Annotated in this window: 22 protein-coding genes; 16 read left to right on the forward strand and 6 right to left on the reverse strand. The window is 35.5% G+C overall.

The annotated features are described in order from the left end of the window. Positions 1 to 85: 85 nt before the first annotated feature. Positions 86 to 1,237 carry a competence protein CoiA gene (locus KD050_RS16440; RefSeq protein ID WP_211893410.1) on the forward strand — a complete coding sequence of 384 codons (1,152 nt, stop codon included), beginning with the start codon at positions 86 to 88 and terminating at the stop codon, positions 1,235 to 1,237. Positions 1,238 to 1,299: 62 nt separating this feature from the next. Next, positions 1,300 to 3,120 (forward strand): oligoendopeptidase F, encoded by a 1,821-nt coding sequence (pepF, locus tag KD050_RS16445; RefSeq protein ID WP_211893411.1) that lies wholly within the window; start codon positions 1,300 to 1,302, stop codon positions 3,118 to 3,120. A gap of 399 nt (positions 3,121 to 3,519) precedes the next feature. On the opposite strand, the gene KD050_RS16450 is transcribed toward pepF, so the two are convergent. The 4 genes from KD050_RS16450 to KD050_RS16465 all read right to left on the reverse strand — a co-directional run bounded on the left by KD050_RS16450 (position 3,520) and on the right by KD050_RS16465 (position 6,374). Further along, positions 3,520 to 4,335, reverse strand: coding sequence for a ClpXP adapter SpxH family protein (locus tag KD050_RS16450; RefSeq protein ID WP_235753838.1), 816 nt, complete (start codon positions 4,333 to 4,335; stop codon positions 3,520 to 3,522). Beyond that, positions 4,332 to 4,730, reverse strand: coding sequence for a globin domain-containing protein (locus tag KD050_RS16455; protein WP_211893412.1), 399 nt, complete (start codon positions 4,728 to 4,730; stop codon positions 4,332 to 4,334). The genes KD050_RS16450 and KD050_RS16455 overlap by 4 nt, the downstream gene beginning before the upstream one ends. 409 nt (positions 4,731 to 5,139) lie before the next feature. Beyond that, entirely contained in the window at positions 5,140 to 5,793 is a 654-nt protein-coding gene (locus KD050_RS16460) for a lytic transglycosylase domain-containing protein (protein ID WP_235753839.1), read from the reverse strand. A gap of 5 nt (positions 5,794 to 5,798) precedes the next feature. After that, on the reverse strand, positions 5,799 to 6,374 hold the full coding sequence (locus KD050_RS16465) for a CYTH domain-containing protein (RefSeq protein WP_211893413.1): 576 nt from the start codon (positions 6,372 to 6,374) through the stop codon (positions 5,799 to 5,801). Between the two features lie 73 nt (positions 6,375 to 6,447). On the opposite strand from KD050_RS16465, the gene KD050_RS16470 reads away from it, so the two are divergent. The 6 genes from KD050_RS16470 (at position 6,448) to KD050_RS16495 (ending at position 11,200) form a co-directional block, all read left to right on the forward strand. After that, on the forward strand, positions 6,448 to 6,855 hold the full coding sequence (locus tag KD050_RS16470) for a UPF0738 family protein (protein WP_235753840.1): 408 nt from the start codon (positions 6,448 to 6,450) through the stop codon (positions 6,853 to 6,855). 32 nt (positions 6,856 to 6,887) lie between these two features. After that, on the forward strand, positions 6,888 to 7,562 hold the full coding sequence (locus tag KD050_RS16475; protein WP_211893414.1) for a GTP diphosphokinase: 675 nt from the start codon (positions 6,888 to 6,890) through the stop codon (positions 7,560 to 7,562). A gap of 3 nt (positions 7,563 to 7,565) precedes the next feature. Next, a complete protein-coding gene (locus KD050_RS16480) occupies positions 7,566 to 8,372 on the forward strand; it encodes an NAD kinase (protein WP_211893415.1) in 807 nt (268 codons plus the stop codon). A 17-nt stretch (positions 8,373 to 8,389) separates the two neighbouring features. Next, complete coding sequence (locus KD050_RS16485; protein ID WP_235753841.1) at positions 8,390 to 9,280, forward strand: RluA family pseudouridine synthase; 891 nt, start codon at positions 8,390 to 8,392, stop codon at positions 9,278 to 9,280. A 149-nt stretch (positions 9,281 to 9,429) separates the two neighbouring features. Next, positions 9,430 to 10,782 carry a magnesium transporter gene (mgtE, locus tag KD050_RS16490; RefSeq protein WP_211896333.1) on the forward strand — a complete coding sequence of 451 codons (1,353 nt, stop codon included), beginning with the start codon at positions 9,430 to 9,432 and terminating at the stop codon, positions 10,780 to 10,782. A 52-nt stretch (positions 10,783 to 10,834) separates the two neighbouring features. Beyond that, positions 10,835 to 11,200 (forward strand): LSm family protein, encoded by a 366-nt coding sequence (locus KD050_RS16495; RefSeq protein WP_211893417.1) that lies wholly within the window; start codon positions 10,835 to 10,837, stop codon positions 11,198 to 11,200. Positions 11,201 to 11,355: 155 nt separating this feature from the next. Here KD050_RS16495 and KD050_RS16500 read toward each other — a convergent pair whose 3' ends face one another. After that, the gene (locus KD050_RS16500) at positions 11,356 to 11,874 is read right to left on the reverse strand and encodes a CotY/CotZ family spore coat protein (RefSeq protein ID WP_211893418.1); all 519 of its coding nucleotides are present in this window, start codon (positions 11,872 to 11,874) and stop codon (positions 11,356 to 11,358) included. 134 nt (positions 11,875 to 12,008) lie between these two features. On the opposite strand from KD050_RS16500, the gene KD050_RS16505 reads away from it, so the two are divergent. The 7 genes from KD050_RS16505 (at position 12,009) to KD050_RS16535 (ending at position 15,105) form a co-directional block, all read left to right on the forward strand. Then, complete coding sequence (locus KD050_RS16505) at positions 12,009 to 12,401, forward strand: YhcN/YlaJ family sporulation lipoprotein (protein WP_211893419.1); 393 nt, start codon at positions 12,009 to 12,011, stop codon at positions 12,399 to 12,401. Further along, positions 12,401 to 12,856: a stage V sporulation protein AC gene (gene spoVAC / locus KD050_RS16510; protein ID WP_211893420.1), complete on the forward strand. Its 456-nt coding sequence runs from the start codon at positions 12,401 to 12,403 to the stop codon at positions 12,854 to 12,856. The genes KD050_RS16505 and spoVAC overlap by 1 nt, the downstream gene beginning before the upstream one ends. Next, complete coding sequence (locus KD050_RS16515) at positions 12,850 to 13,857, forward strand: beta-ketoacyl-[acyl-carrier-protein] synthase family protein (protein ID WP_211893421.1); 1,008 nt, start codon at positions 12,850 to 12,852, stop codon at positions 13,855 to 13,857. The genes spoVAC and KD050_RS16515 overlap by 7 nt, the downstream gene beginning before the upstream one ends. A gap of 1 nt (position 13,858) precedes the next feature. Then, positions 13,859 to 14,224, forward strand: coding sequence for a stage V sporulation protein AE (gene spoVAE, locus KD050_RS16520; RefSeq protein ID WP_211893422.1), 366 nt, complete (start codon positions 13,859 to 13,861; stop codon positions 14,222 to 14,224). Positions 14,225 to 14,290: 66 nt separating this feature from the next. Then, the gene (locus KD050_RS16525; protein WP_211893423.1) at positions 14,291 to 14,428 is read left to right on the forward strand and encodes a YjcZ family sporulation protein; all 138 of its coding nucleotides are present in this window, start codon (positions 14,291 to 14,293) and stop codon (positions 14,426 to 14,428) included. 33 nt (positions 14,429 to 14,461) lie between these two features. Continuing rightward, the gene (locus KD050_RS16530) at positions 14,462 to 14,707 is read left to right on the forward strand and encodes a stage VI sporulation protein F (protein ID WP_211893424.1); all 246 of its coding nucleotides are present in this window, start codon (positions 14,462 to 14,464) and stop codon (positions 14,705 to 14,707) included. A 95-nt stretch (positions 14,708 to 14,802) separates the two neighbouring features. After that, positions 14,803 to 15,105, forward strand: a complete 303-nt coding sequence (locus KD050_RS16535) for a hypothetical protein (RefSeq protein ID WP_211893425.1) — start codon at positions 14,803 to 14,805, stop codon at positions 15,103 to 15,105. Between the two features lie 329 nt (positions 15,106 to 15,434). On the opposite strand, the gene KD050_RS16540 is transcribed toward KD050_RS16535, so the two are convergent. Then, complete coding sequence (locus KD050_RS16540) at positions 15,435 to 15,833, reverse strand: hypothetical protein (protein ID WP_211893426.1); 399 nt, start codon at positions 15,831 to 15,833, stop codon at positions 15,435 to 15,437. Positions 15,834 to 16,017: 184 nt separating this feature from the next. On the opposite strand from KD050_RS16540, the gene KD050_RS16545 reads away from it, so the two are divergent. Beyond that, a complete protein-coding gene (locus KD050_RS16545; protein ID WP_211893427.1) occupies positions 16,018 to 16,593 on the forward strand; it encodes a hypothetical protein in 576 nt (191 codons plus the stop codon). The last annotated feature ends 10 nt before the right edge of the window (positions 16,594 to 16,603 follow it).

Genomic DNA, 16,603 nt, shown 5'->3' on the forward strand with positions numbered 1-16,603 from the left:
AGAAATCAATCGATAATAATATAGCAACGAGTCTTTCTTATGACGTTGCATTATTTTCTGAAAATTTGTATATTGGTAGAAGGAGGTGATTCAAATATTATCAGCAGCAACAGCAGATGGAGAAATTATCATACCTGCACAACATTCAAGAAACCTTTTAGATGAAATAAAATCCAGCAACAGATTCTCCTGCATACAATGTAAGGAACAAGTCATATTAAAAAACGGCATTATAAAAACCCCGCATTTCGCTCATGTTCGTAATGCTTCTTGTACTCAGAATTTTTCGGAAGGGGAAAGTGAAGACCATTTAAAAGGTAAATTGCATTTATATGAATTTTTGCAAAAGCATTCTTCAAAAGTCCAACTGGAAGCCTATCTTCCTCCCTTTCAACAAAGACCTGATCTATATGTCCGAAGTGAACCCTATCCTATTGCATTAGAATTTCAGTGTAGCCAAATATCAGCAACTGTAATTCAGCAGCGAACAGCAGGCTATATAGCTAATCAGATAATCCCGATTTGGATATTACGAACACCGACAATTCCCGATTTCCCGCTCCAAGAAATTGGAACTATGAAGCTCTCCTCATATCGACAACAGTTTTTTTACACAACCCCGAATGGGAAAATAATACTCACTTATTGTCCTCAAACTAAATACTTTCATTATATTTCAAATCCAATGCACATAAAGACAAATAATTATATTGTAAAAGTCAAAAAACTTTCTATTGAAAAGCAGACCTGGCCATTTGCAATTATAAAAAGGAACACGTGGGAAGAATTTCAACAGTACTTAACGATATACAAGCATCATCGTTTCAAACAGTTAGACAATCTGTACTTTTATAATAGAAAAGGTATTCAATCGCCTTTTCTGCAAATATGCTATCAATGGAGAATACATCCGAAAAAAATCCCTTTCTTTATAGGTATTCCTACCATGCAAGCTTCTATTTTTTCCGTACATGCTATCGAATGGCAAATTCAGTTTATTGACTATTTGTATAAACAGGGTATATCTCTTCAACAAGCTGATTCCCAACATTGCGAATCATTTTTGTTATATAGAAAACTAACTTCTAATCCTTCAGCTGAACATTTAAAAGCAGTAGAATCCTATCTTTATTTATTGCAACGCTGTCGAATTTCATCAGATAATGTAATATATGCTAGTAAAATAAATTACTCTTTGATGACGCAATTGTTGTACAGTGAATTCCTTGCAAATTGATTTGAAAATTGAGAAAATAGTAAGTGATTCGAAATTCGTAACAATATGAGGGGGAACTTAGTTTGACTACAGATACAAAGAATAAAATCTTGACACGTGATGAAGTACCAGAAAACTTAACATGGAAATTAGAAGATATTTTCTCCTCTAATGATGAATGGGAAAAAGAATACCAAGAGGTTGCGGCGTTGGCGGGGAAAGCAATTTCTTATCAAGGAACAATCGGTGGTGGAGCAAACGCTTTACTGGAAGTATTGACTTATCGTGATGAAATTACTTCAAGATTACGTAAACTGTATACATTTGCACATATGCGTACGGACCAAGATACAGCCAATAGCACTTACCAGGCAATGGATAGTCGGATAAAATCATTATATGTAAAAGTTTCAACAGAGCTATCCTTTTTAGTTCCAGAAATTCTTTCGGTGGAGGAGTCTGTTATTGCCAGTTACCTAGCTGAGAATAAGGATTTACAAGTATACAGACAACTACTGGAAGAAATAAATAAAGAGCGTCCACATGTGCTTCCAAAAGAACAAGAAGCACTACTAGCACAATATTCAGAGGTTGCTGGAGCTTCATCAGACACATTTGGCAAATTAAATAATGCAGATTTAGAATTTCCTTCTATTAAAGATGAAAATGGCAATGACGTGCAACTAACACAGGGTAGATTTTCACTTTTCTTAGAAAGTGAGGATCCACGAGTGCGTGAGGATGCATTTAAAGCAATGTATAATACGTATGGTAAATTCCGTAACACATTTGCGTCTACTCTAACAGGGAATATTAAAGGGGACAATGTCAACGCAAAAATTAGAAACTATGCGTCAGCACGTGAAGCAGCAATGTCTAATAATCATATTCCCGAAAGTGTATATGAAAATTTAGTTAATACTATCAATAAAAACGTCCATTTACTTCATCGATATGTTAGCCTTCGAAAAAAAGTGTTAGGCTTAGATGAATTGCATATGTGGGATCTTTATACGCCATTAGTGAAAGAATTGAATATGGAATACACGTATGAAGAGGCTTGCGAAACGATGCTTAAAAGCTTTGAACCATTAGGTGAAGAGTATGTATCCATAGTCAAGAAAGGGCTTGAGAGTCGTTGGGTCGATGTAGTAGAAACGAAAGGCAAACGATCCGGTGCGTATTCTTCAGGAGCATATGATACGAACCCGTATATACTAATGAACTGGCAAAATAACGTGAACAACCTTTTTACGTTAGCGCATGAATTTGGGCATAGTCTTCATAGTTATTATACAAGTGCAAATCAACCTTATGTTTACGGGGATTATTCCATTTTCGTGGCAGAAGTTGCCTCAACGTGCAATGAAGCACTATTAAACGACCACTTACTTAAAACTATTGAAGATCCTAAGAAGCGTATTTACCTTTTAAATTATTGGTTAGAAGGCTTCCGCGCAACTGTCTTCCGTCAAACCATGTTTGCTGAATTTGAGCATATTATTCACCAGTTAGATCAAAATGGGGAAGCATTAACCGCTGATAAGCTATCGGAAGAATATTATAAGTTAAATCAAAAATACTTTGGTGATGAAATCGTTATAGATGAACAAATTGGATTGGAATGGGCGAGAATTCCTCATTTCTATTACAACTACTATGTATATCAATATGCGACCGGTTTAAGCGCAGCCACTGCTCTTAGCAATCAAATTCTAACAGAAGGCAAGCCGGCTGTGGATCGTTATATTAATGAGTTCTTAAAAGCAGGTTGTTCAGACTACCCAATCGAAGTATTGAAAAAAGCGGGAGTAGATATGAATACTGCTGCTCCTATCGAGGAAGCATGTCGTGTCTTTGAAGAAAAGCTAAATGAATTAGAACAACTACTTTTAGGGGAATAACTAAAAGCCTGGCTTTATGCCAGGCTTTTTTTAATGATATATGCTTTTGTTTGATTCAACATTTGTCTATCTCTAGCTTTTTTATCTACTAATAAAAGTTACCGTGTCAAATAATTTAACTTGAAAGGTAGGACGTCCTATGATGTATGACGATTTTGTGAAAAGCGGAGCTAATATATTGTATTATATAAAACGACGTGGTAAAGTAAGAGTGTGAAATAAATCACAAGATAACATACACCCCTTTGTTTGAACGTGAACATTTCTCCCATCCCCTTTGTAAATGAAAATGCCCTTTCCTCGGTAGGAGGAAATGGGCATTTTCTGTTTTATACAAAATATAAAGTCTTACCTTAAAAAAATAGCAGCCTATCTTTATTTAGATAGGCTGCTATTTATTTATTTTTTACGCCATAGTACGATGTTTGGTAAGAGAAGTCTTTCAACTTTTTGCAATAATAGAAGTTTTTTTAGTTCACGTTCAGCTAATTGATCAGAAATATTATAATAGCTTGCAATTTCATTTGTAGTTAAAGAATGGAATCGATCAAAAAGTTTTTCCAGTGATGGAGGATCTTGAATTTCGGGCTTTTCATATAGCATTTCTTGCAGGATTTGTACATATATCTCGTAAGGATAATTTCCAGCTACTTTTATACCCTCATCTTCAATATTTTCATTAAAGAATACGATGCTTGGAAAAGAGTCCACTTCCATTTCACAAGTAATGGATAAGTCGCTTTGGAAGGACCTAGCACATTCATTGGAGAGAAAATCACGGGTAAATTCATCTACATCAAGTCTAACTTCCTCTGCTATCTCCTGTAATATGGAAAAGGATGTAACGTTTTTAGTTTTCAAAAACAAATACTCTTGTATTTTTATAAAAAAACGTAAAGCAGCTTTCTTTCCTTGAAATTCTGCAGCTTTCACAGCTATAGAAGGAAAAACGGAATGTTCTATTTTGGAAATATCAAATGAATCATTACTCAAATTGGCATTGGGAAAGTTACAAACTGTATTTAACTTATTCAATTGAGTACTAAGTACAGTGCGAACAGTAAAATACTGGCCATACTCTACTTGCAATTTCCGAAGGGTAGGTTGCATATCCCAACAAGTTGGACATAGTGGGTCCAAAAAAACATACATTTCGAGCGGCTTGTTTACTAAAGGGGATGTGAACGTTTCAGACGGAATTTGTATTCTTGTCACATTTCTTCCTCCTCATGACTCATTTGATTGACCATGTGGTTTGCTGTAAGCTCTAGACGTCTATAAAATGTATCGCGAATCTTGCCTTCTAATCCTACCTTATCCATAGCATCTCTCATGCAGGAGAGCCAAGCTTGTGCTCGTTCCAGTGTAATCGGAAAAGGGTTATGACGCATTTTCATCATCGGATGTCCGTGTTCTTCTGTATATAAATTAGGTCCACCTAAATATTGAGTTAGAAATTGTTTTTGTTTTCTAGCTGTTTCCGATAAATCATCTGGAAAAATCGGTATAAGCAGCGGATGCTTTGCTACATTGCCATAAAACGTATCGACAAGCAGATGTAGTTTCTCTGCTCCGATTTCATCGTAAGGAAGTATTGGCTTTTGTGTCATTTTCTTTACCCCTTTGCTCTAGCACTATACTTATTCTATCAACGAAACCCAAATATCTCAAACAATTAGATTATCTCATAGAAAAGCATTAGCACCTGGATAGCCCCGACACCGTTTAAAAATCCTATTAAAAATCATAATTCTAAGTATTATTTGTAACTACAAGAGCATTATTTTGCATTATAAATGGATGTAATGTAGCAAAGAATAGATAAATTTCCAGTTCAACAAGTAAAAGTAAGTTGTCATCAACATAAAAAATCCCTATGGTGGATTTTCTACACGGATATGCTCTATTGCAGGTTTTCAATCATTTCAGCATTCGTTTGAGTAAGAAAAAAGGGTATTAGTTAATAGTACTTACTCTATAAAAACAACCTATTAATATTAATAGGTTGTCCATGGGAGGTTATGCTTGGAAGTAATTCATTACTTTTTTTACGTAATTTTGAGTTTCTTTATATGGTGGTATGCCATCGTATTTTTTTACTGCTCCAGGTCCGGCGTTGTATGCAGCAAGCGCTGTTTCAATATTACCGTCAAATTGAGAAAGCATTTGGCTTATATATTTTGCTCCGCCCATTATATTTTGTTCAGGATCTAACGAATTAGTGACACCTAAGTACTTAGCCGTGCCAGGCATTAATTGCATTAGTCCGGATGCACCAGCAGAACTTGTAGCTACTGGGTTGAAATTAGATTCTTGTTTGATGATGGAAGAAATAAGCTTTTCTGGAACGTTGTACGTTTCTGCGGCTTTCTTAATAATTTCATCAAAATCTGAACTACTATTTGTAGAAGCAGATGAATACGAAGAGATAGCATCCACTAAGCTACTCTGTCCGGAGTATAAATTTGATGGAACAAATACGGGAGAGTCACCACTATATAGTAAAGAATTAAAATTTTCAGTCGCCTGATCTTCTGTACTGGCTTGTAAAACTTGTCCTAACATATCTGAAAACATGGAAGAAGTGGAAGAGTTAGTTTGAGAGTTTTGCACACTTCCTAATGATTGCATTGCATTTATTTCCATTAAAACTTTGAGGGATTGAATATCCAAAGGGATCAACCTTTCAACTTGTTGTTATATTTCACAAGGCGAGCAATTTTTTTATCTGTGTGTCGCATAGGGATATTATGTGAATCTAACAAATCATGAAACACTTTTTCTCCATATTTAACATTACTACTCTCATATTCTACCTCAAAATCCTCTGTTTGACTATAAATGGAATGATCTAAAAATAGCGTTCCATTTTCAAAAGGTATGTGTACACGATTTGTTTGCAGGATCCCGATGCATTTTAAAGGAGAAACGAGATTAAATTGCTCAAGAAAGGGAATAGAAGGAAAAGCGGTTTGGTTGATAATAGCATCCCTCTCTTGATCAGACACATGTACTGTACTCTCTTCCATTACATGTTTTTCAATCGGCTGTTTAAGAGTAAGTTCGTTTTTTTCTCTTAATACGCGCAGGCGGAAACCCATCCCATTGTCCTTAAAATAGTTATCTTGCGTGTCAAAGTAATAATTCGTTTGGGAGCGAAAGTCCTTTTGATTTACCTGAAAAAAGGATACTAAAAGCTCAAATTCTTGCTTTGTTAATAAATTTTTAAACTCAATTTCTTTTTCGATTTGCATAATACACGACCTTTCCTATTATTTCTATTATAGCGCTTTTCAACGAGTTTCAATATGTTAAAATAGTGGAAGAATGGACAGAAAGGAACGATTTATTTTGCCTATTACTTATAATGTGCATAGTGGTATTCAATTAGAAAATGATATACGTTTTACACTAGAGGTGTTACCTAACAACTCTCATATAAAAGCTGCAGGTCAAATGATTACTGATTCGGATTCAATTGCTTTTATCTACCTATTAGAGGATGAGACTGGCTACCATTATTTGAAGTTAGGTCAAGAGGTATGGCCATTGCTCGTAAATACTTTGAAAGCAGTAGAAGACCCCTCGTTGCAAATTGGTGAAGAAGAGCTGACTTTACATGGCTTTAAAGAAGAACTAAACATGCTTATTTTCAATATTGAAGGTAATGACAACTACGGGGCTGATTTCTCCAAAGCAGTGGAAGAGGCATTTAGTGAAATTTTACAAGCATAGTAGTTAGGTCAAGGGAAGTGGAGGTCAAGCTTATGGGGCAATGGGATCGCTTTTTAGAGCCGTACAAACAGGCAGTTTCAGAGTTAAAAGTAAAACTAAAAGGAATGCGTGCTCAGTTTGAGAGAGATAATACAAATTCACCTATAGAATTTGTGACAGGTCGTGTCAAACCTTTGGCAAGTATTTATGATAAATCACTAGAAAAAGGAATAATATTTGAGCCTTCCGATACGTTGGCACAGGAAATTCCTGATATTGCGGGCTTACGAATGATGTGTCAATTTGTAGATGATATAGAAACCGTCGTAGGATTATTGCGTGATAGAAATGATATAAGAATCGTTGAAGAGCGAGATTATATTTCCCACAAAAAACAAAGTGGGTATAGATCCTATCATGTAATTATTGAATATCCAGTTCAAACTATTCACGGGGAGATTAATATTCTTGCTGAAATTCAAATACGTACATTAGCTATGAATTTCTGGGCATCCATTGAGCATTCATTGAATTACAAATATAAAGGAATCTTTCCAGAAGAGATAAAAAAGAGACTTCAATATGCAGCAGAAGCAGCATTTCGCCTAGATGAAGAAATGTCTTTAATCCGAGGGGAAATTCAAGAAGCACAAAAATACTTTAGTGAAAATAAGGAACTTTCTCATCCAAGTCTCCGTGAATCGAAAAGCGAAAGAGAGGGTACGTGAATCATGAAATTTTTTATATTGTCTAGAAATGATGATTTATCCAATCAATTAATGGAAAGTGCGAAAACATATCTAGTAGATTTTGGACTTATAATAGATGAAGAAAATCCGGATATTGTCTTATCAATTGGTGGGGACGGTACATTATTACATGCCTTTCATAAGTATAAACACTTAACCACTTCGGTTGCTTTTGTCGGGCTACACACTGGGCATCTTGGATTTTATGCAGATTGGAAACCGGAAGAAATTGAAAAACTTGTTATTAGTATAGCGAAAAAAGAATTTGAAGTAATAGAATACCCTTTACTTGAGGTGACGATCAATTATAGACATGGCGAAGATAGTTCAGTCTATTTGGCGTTAAATGAATCTACTGTAAAGTCACCGGACGTTACTTTAGTAATGGATGTAGAGCTTAATGGAGATCATTTTGAACGTTTCAGAGGAGACGGATTATGTATGTCTACTCCTTCTGGAAGTACCGCTTATAACAAAGCACTTGGAGGTGCGATTGTGCATCCTTCGTTAGAAGCTATTCAGCTTGCAGAAATTGCATCTATTAACAATAGGGTTTTCCGTACAGTTGGTTCATCACTTGTCTTACCAAAACATCACTCTTGTTTACTAAAACCTGTGAAAGGACCCGATTTCATGGTAACCGTGGATCATCTTCAGTTATTGCATAAAGATGTTCAGTCCATTAAATATCGAGTAGCAGATGAAAAAGTACGCTTCGCTAGGTTTAGAGCATTTCCGTTTTGGCATAGAGTACATTCCTCATTTATCGATAGTGATTTGGAAATATGAAAGATGAGCTAATCCAATTGACATTTCAAATAAATGAATCGCAACAATTACTTCGAGATGCAATTCGACAATATGGTATTTCGAAAAAAGCATTGACTAGTATTAAATACGAAGGTGGTAAAATTACTGTCAACGGTGAAGAGAAGACAGTGCGGCATAGATTAGACGTGGGGGATACAGTCATGATTACATTTCCACCAGAGAAAAAAAGTGACGGATTAATCCCTCAGCAAGTAGATTTCCCTATTTTGATGGAGGATGATCATCTCCTCATTCTCACAAAAGTTGCTGGGGTTAGCACTATTCCTTCTCGAGAGCATCCTACCGGGACACTGGCAAATTTTATAGCTGGATATATGGAGAAAAGCGGGCTATCATCTACGGTACATATTGTTACTAGGTTGGATAAGGACACATCAGGTATCATTTGTGTAGCAAAGCATCGGCATGCTCATCATTTATTAAGTGAAATGCAAAAGCTAGGACAAATTTCACGAACTTACGAAGCATTCGTTCATGGTCATATAGGACAAGATGATTTTCTTATTGACGCACCCATTGGTAGAAAAAATGGCAGTATTATTGAACGAGTTATCGATTCTGAAGGTAAACAGGCTAAAACTTCTGTTCAAGTGTTGACGCGTTTTGAAAAACTTGGAGAAAAGCTTACCCATGTGCGATTACATCTACACACTGGCCGAACCCATCAGATTCGTGTACATATGATGTCTATCGGTCATCCGTTAATTGGGGATGATTTATATGGTGGTGATCTACAGTTAATAGAAAGACAAGCACTTCATGCAAGAGAACTAACCTTGGTACATCCTTTTACAAAAGAAAATATTCATTTAGTTGCTCCTTTTCCGCAAGATATGAAATCGCTGATTCCCACTAATTATTCCTAAGTGACAGGAAGAATGGTGGGATTTCATTTTAAACAAGTATTAAGTTAGATTATTTCCTAGGGAATATTTTTATTGCTTATTTATTACTTACTCCATACAATAAGTAAGGACAAACGCTGAGAGGAGGGGAAAGTGTTGTGAAAGATGAAATGACTCAACAGCCTTTAGAGGAGTCCATTTTAATTGAGTTTTTATTAAATGATTCAATGGACGATTTTAGAGAAGAATTTATGCAACTTCATCCGTACGATCAATCCATATTTTTTGAGAAGGTGGAGCCAGATTTAAGGAAGAAAATCTATCATTACCTTTCTCCTAAAGAAATAGCGGAGCTATTTGAAGCGACAAAGTTTGATGATGAACAATATGATTTATTTATGCAGGAAATGGATATTACTTATGCTGCCGATATGCTTTCTTTTATGTATACGGATAATGCGGTAGATGTATTAAATGAGTTAGGAAAAGATCAAGTTGCAAGTTATTTAAATATAATGGATAAGGAATCTGCACAAGAAATTAAAGACCTCTTACACTATGAGGAATACACTGCTGGTTCCATTATGACAACGGAATATGTAGCAATTCCTGAGAATTCAACATGTCGCTCGGCAATGACTATTTTGCGTAGTGCTGCACCAGAAGCAGAGACCATCTATTATTTATTTGTTGTGGATGATGATCATAAACTTACAGGAGTTATTTCACTTCGTGATCTTATAATTGCAGATGAAGATACGTTGATAAAAGATGTTATGAATGATCGGGTAGTTAGTGTTTTAGTAAGTGTTGACCAAGAAGAAGTAGCTCGAATGATTAAAGACTATGATTTCTTAGCTGTCCCGGTAGTAGATTTCAAAAATCATTTACTTGGGATTGTTACGGTCGATGATATTTTAGACGTATTAGAAGAAGAAGCATCAGATGATTACTCGAAACTTGCAGGGGTTTCCAACATGGACACCTTCGATAAAGGACCATTACAGGCTGCAAGAAAAAGATTGCCCTGGTTGATAATTTTATTGTTCCTAGGAATGTTTACCGCTAATTTAATGAGTATCTTTGAACAAACTTTAGATAAAGTTGCCCTGCTCGCTGTTTTTATTCCCTTAATAGCTGGTATGGCTGGGAATAGTGGTACTCAAGCACTGGCCGTGGCTGTTCGTGGTATTGCAACTGGAGATATTGAGGAAGAAAGCAAGATTAAATTACTTTTTAGAGAAGCTGGAACTGGTCTTATAACTGGTATCATTTGTGGTTTACTAGTAGTCGGAGTAGTATATTTTTGGAAACACGATTTACTAATCGGTATATTAGTAGGTTCATCTATTTTTGGCTCTATATTTATTGCTACATTAGGGGGTTCTTTTATACCGTTATTGATTCATCGAATGAAAATAGACCCAGCAGTCGCATCGGGACCATTTATCACAACGGTTAATGACGTAGTAAGTATTTTAATTTACCTTGGACTGGCCACCTTATTTATCTCATCTTTGTAATTTGTATCATATTTTTTATAATTGCATAAAGTAAAGGAAAAAGGATGTGCTAATGAACTCGTTTAATGATCCTTTGCTCTTTATAAAAGGTCCTCCAGTCTTTCATCTACCACCAAATGAACGAATCGAAGCTCCATATGAGCTACTAGATGAAAGTACATCAATTTATGAAATACAAAAAAGTTACTCCACGAAGACACTAGAAATTATAGATAAATTAAACTTTTTAGCAAAACCATTTCAACGTAAAGTGTACCGACCATTAATATTTCATCTAAAGGATGGAGGATCTGTACAAGGTGAAGTGGAGAAAGTAGAAGAGGACATCGTTACTTTACTCGTAGGTACAGAAGAATTAATGACGTTCCCGTTAGACGAGATTGTTAAAATTGTTTGGCGTGGAAGTATATTGAAGTGAAAGTGAGCTATCCTATTGTAGGATAGCTTTTTTTATTGGCGTTTTTAAATTATTTGCCAAAATGCACAATGAGCTTGCTATCCATGGCTGATTCACCAATAAAAAAACCGCTCGGGTTAGGCCCGAACGGAATAGACACTACAATGATGAAACGATCAGTCACATACACCTAAAAATACATCGGCGATACATTCAATTGCACAGAAACAATCCAAGTCTACAGTCACACAGCTACCAGTTGATCTGAAATTTCGAACTTTACAAAGCTTTCTTAAATCGATTTTTGTTCCACAATCGTTCAATAGATCAACTTCTTTACGTTCTCTGTCAAGTGGCTCTAATACTCGTAAAGTTGCACAGCAACCGTCAAAGATATCTTCTACACGGAAGAAAACAGAAATGCAATCACAATCAAATCTATCATTATCACGGAAAAATGCTTTAAATGGATCTCCGTCTTTTGTTAATAACATGAATACTCGTGTGTCAGCTTGGCGTCGAGCAGCAGGGCTCACAAGACCTCCAAGTGGTTCTAGAAAACAATTTGTCGGACATTGAGGGCAATCGTCATTTGTTGCTTGATCTTGAATGTCTTTAATTGCGCGGACAACATCACAAACACAATTTCTAGATCGTCTTTCGTCAGTAACATCACCTATATTTCCACAACCCATTAAATTCACCTCCTCTTCATCTCTTACTAACGTATGTGGGAAGATCATCTTGATAAGGGCAAATATCTCGTAACCCAACCGCATATTTCAAATAGCAGCGAGCATACTAACACGAAAAAGGAGCAAGTAATCGTATGAAAAAAAGCGTAATTGTTTTTTTAATGGTTTTATTGTTGGGCGCTTGTTCAAGTGAGAAGGAAAAAGTAATATTTCCTGCTGATAATTCCACTTCACTAAAGCCGATCATGCAAAAACATGATTCGATTTACGGATATAAAGGTGTGATGAACGAGGAAGATATTTTAGTGGCCATTTATATCAACCGATTTGATCGTTTTAATAAAACAAAAATTGAAAATAAAATTACAAAACAAATTGAAAAACAATTTCCAGAAAAAGAAGTATTAGTCACAGCAGATCAAAAAGTTATGTGGGAAGTAGAATCCATCATCGAGAAAAAGCTGAAAGAAGAAGACCTTAAGAAGAGGATTGAAAAAATAAAATCATTATCAAAGGAAGAGACATAATGGACCAACAACAATTTCAGAAAATAGTTGATGAAAAAAATCCTAAAGTGCCTTATTTTATGAACATACTAAAAGCATTCATCGTAGGGGGAATAATTTGTACTATTGGACAACTAATCACTTTTTTTTATATGCGGTTTTTCCCTTTTACAGAAGGAACTGCTGCTAATCCAACGGTGGCTACTTTAGTATTTATCTCGATGATTCTAACTGGAACTGGTATATACAAAAAGATTGCGCAGATTGGAGGTGCTGGTTCAGCAGTACCAGTTACAGGATTTGGTAACGCTGTAATATCAGCCGCTATAGAGCATAAATCGGAAGGATATGTATTAGGAGTTGGAGGCAATATGTTCAAGCTTGCTGGATCGGTTATATTATTTGGTGTTCTATCTGCATTTGTCGTCGCACTCATTAAAACAATATTAGTGAATATAGGTGTGATTTCATGGTAAATACATTCGGAACTCTCCAGTTTACAAATAAAATTTGCATAGCCAATACGGGGATAGTAGTGGGACCAGTAGAAAAAGATAGTGCTTTTGCTGACTCCTTTGATGAGGTTCTTTCATTAGAAACGGAAAAAAATGAAACGAATGAGCAGGCAGCTTCCCGAATGATTGAAAAAGCATGTCAGTGGGCTGCTAAAAAGGGTCATACTCAGATTGATAAAGTAGATGTTCTAATAGGAGGGGACCTTATTAATCAATTATCCCCGACAAATTTTGCAGCGCGAAGCTTGGCTATCCCATTTCTAGGTGTTTTTTCTGCATGTGCCAGTTCAATGGAATCCGTTATTCTCGGCTGTCTTTTACTGGACTCGGGAAATGCGAAGACAGTCATTGCCGGAGCATCAAGTCATCATCAAGCAGTAGAACGACAATTTAGATACCCACTTGAATATGGGTCGCAAAAACCTAAAACAGCACAATGGACTGTAACTGGAGCGGGTTTTGCACTGCTAGAAAAAGATGTAAAAAATTCCCCAGTAGTCACTCATGCCACAATCGGCAGAGTAGTGGACAGCTTTCAGACAAATCCATTGCATATGGGTGCAGCAATGGCATCTGCGGCAAGGGATACAATTGAACGGCATTTAACGAATACGAACAGTAAAATGGCAGACTACGATGTAATCATGACAGGTGATTTAGGGAATATAGGAATTTCTATACTAAAGGAAATGTTTGAGGATGAAAATACTGGTGTTGTCCTTCAAGATGCGGGAGCTCAGTTCTATGGAAATGATACTTTTTTCAATGCAGGTGCTAGTGGAGCAGGATGTTCTGCAACTGTTTTCTTTGGTCAAATATATGACCAGCTAAAAAAAGGTTTTTTTAAGCGTGTTTTACTAGTAGCTACAGGGGCATTATTGTCTCCTTTAACATATCAGCAAGGGGAAACAATCCCTTGTATTGCGCATGCCATTGAATGTCGTATGGAAAAGAGGGGTTAGGATGATTTCATCATTAGTTACTGCATTTGTTGTTGGTGGACTAATTTGTGTAATAGGTCAGATATTTATGGATGTGTTTAAACTAACACCAGCTCATACATTAAGTACTTTAGTTGTATTAGGTTCCATTTTAGATGGTTTTGGTCTATACGAGCCATTGATTGACTTTGCTGGAGCGGGGGCTACTGTTCCCATTACTTCCTTTGGTAACTCTTTGACACACGGTGCATTAGCAGAAGCGGAGAAGCATGGGTTGATAGGTGTTTTGACTGGCATGTTCGAAGTAACAAGCTCTGGTATTAGTGCTGCTATTTTGTTTGGCGTAATTGGTGCATTCATTTTTCATAAGAGGAAAACAAGATACTAGTTGAATCGCCCTTTTTTCCATTCAACTCTTGCATACAATAGGTTGAAGAGGAGAGGAGGGAAAGGTATGTACGGCTACTGTGGCGGAGGTTATCCTGAATATTACGGAGGAAACGAGTACGGAGGTAATAAAAGTTCTACATTTGTACTAATCGTAGTATTATTTATATTATTAATCATTGTTGGTAGAAGCTTTTTCCCTTAATCCAAAATTATAAAGATGTGAGGGGGAAAAATAATGCAAAATTCATTTTTTAAATCAATAGAAAATAAAACTGGTGTATCAATGGATGAACTATTTACGCTTGCCAATGCCATCTCATATGCTGATTTTACGGATGAAAAACAGGTTCGTAAAATTGTACGTAAAGTTGGCAAGCTAGCAAATAAACCTGTTTCTCAGGAATTAGAAAATGAACTTACTCGCTCGATTTTACAGAGCGGTAGTTCATTGAGTATGGCAGATATTCAAAAATTATTATAATCTAATAGAATATTTAGATTATATTTGAATGAAAGGTTTAAGTCGTATTAAAATGGGGTAAAGCTTAATAGAATAATAATGTGGGGGTGGAGAAAATGGGATATATTCTTCCAATGCAATCGATTCAAACGGAAGTTTATGCTAATCGAATGATTGGAAACGATCGTAATTTTGCTTATATTGATAATATCCAAAATGCAAAATTTAAATCTGTTTTTGATGATCACTTAGAAGAGCAAGAGCAACTTCTTGAAGAGGAAGAAGAGCAATTACTGGAAAGTGAAAGACCATCAACCCAACCATTATTTAAAGGCTTTATTCATCCAAATCCAGTAAACCTATCACCAAGAATTGCTGAAATAAATGGCAAAGGAAACAGTGTTAACTTGTATGTGTAGTTCAAAGTATTAGAAAATCGCTTATCGGGTTATTCCGATAAGCGGTTTTTCTTTCTCCAACCATTAAGAGAGGTCTAATATAAATTACTTGTCCTATTATTACCTATGATATACCAGAGCATTAAATAAAGGTCCAGCTATTTCCATGAAGGGGATTAGCTAGACCTTTATTTACTTTGTGAATTTGGCATATACTATTATATTTATTAATCCATTATTTCATTCGGTATATCACTTGCCATGTGGAATATCATTAACCATTTAAGTATGGATGAAAAATTATGCCATTCTTATGTCCAAAGTGCAATCTATGCAGTAATAAAGATCAACTATTTCTTATGTCCTTTTTTCTTACCATTCGAGTCTTTCTTATGATCAGACTCTTTTTTATTTGATTCTTTGGATTCTTTTTTTTCGTTTTTATCTTTACTATCTTCATCTTTATTATCAGAATCACTGGATTCTTTTTTTTCCTTTTTTTCTTTTTTATCTGCTTTACTATCTTCTTTTTTCTCTGAATCCCTAGAGCTCTTTTTCTCCTTTTTTTCCTTATCTTCTGTATTATCTTCTTCTTTTTTCTGGTCCTTTTCTTTTTTGTTCTTGGAAACTTGGTTTTGTTCTACCGTTTCTGTTTCCTCTTCCGATTCACTTACATTAGTATCGGTAAGTTCTTTTGATGTATCTGCCGATCTATGATGAGGCATTTTTTTCTTTTTATGGTCTTTCAAAATTACTCACTACTTTCTATAATTTAATGTCACTGTTACAGAGTATGTAGGAAAGTACAATTTTGTTCGGGAACTAACTTATATTGAGTGCTTGTATAATTATTGGTAAATGGGCGTTTAACCAATACTCAAATACCCTGGGATACATATAGATACTAGGATACTAAAAAAGGAGGTTAGAAAGATGAATAAGAAAATGATACTCTCTCTAGTAGACAAAGTAATTAAAGTGGATAGAGGTGGTCCAGAATCGCGGGTTGGTAAGCTCTTATCAGCAGAGGATGATTACTTTACTCTTCTAACAGAAGAAGATGGCATTATTTATTATAATACACAGCATATTAAAAGTTTGACTCATAATTCAAAAAAACCAGTAGAATTCACTCTTGAAATACCTAAGGATTTTAAGTATTTACAAGCAGATGATTTTAGAGGTATTTTGGATTGTCTAACACTACATTGGGTAAAAATTAACCGTGGTGGACCTGAAACACTAGAAGGCGTTCTGGACGTAGTTACAGATGATTTTGTAACAATCGTGGCGAACGAAGAAATAATCCGAGTTGCTTTATTCCATATTCGTAATATCAGCTATGGAGCAAAGATTGAAAAAACTAAAGAAGACAAAGGTAAAAATGATAAAGAAGACAAAGGTAAAAATGATAAAGAAGACAAAGGTAAAAATGATAAAGAAGACAAAGGTAAAAATGATAAAGAAGAAAATAAAAAAGATTCAAATAATCAAGAAAAAGAAAAGTAAAGCTAGTAAA

Source organism: Psychrobacillus sp. INOP01, assembly GCF_018140925.1.
Taxonomy (GTDB): Bacteria; Bacillota; Bacilli; order Bacillales_A; family Planococcaceae; genus Psychrobacillus.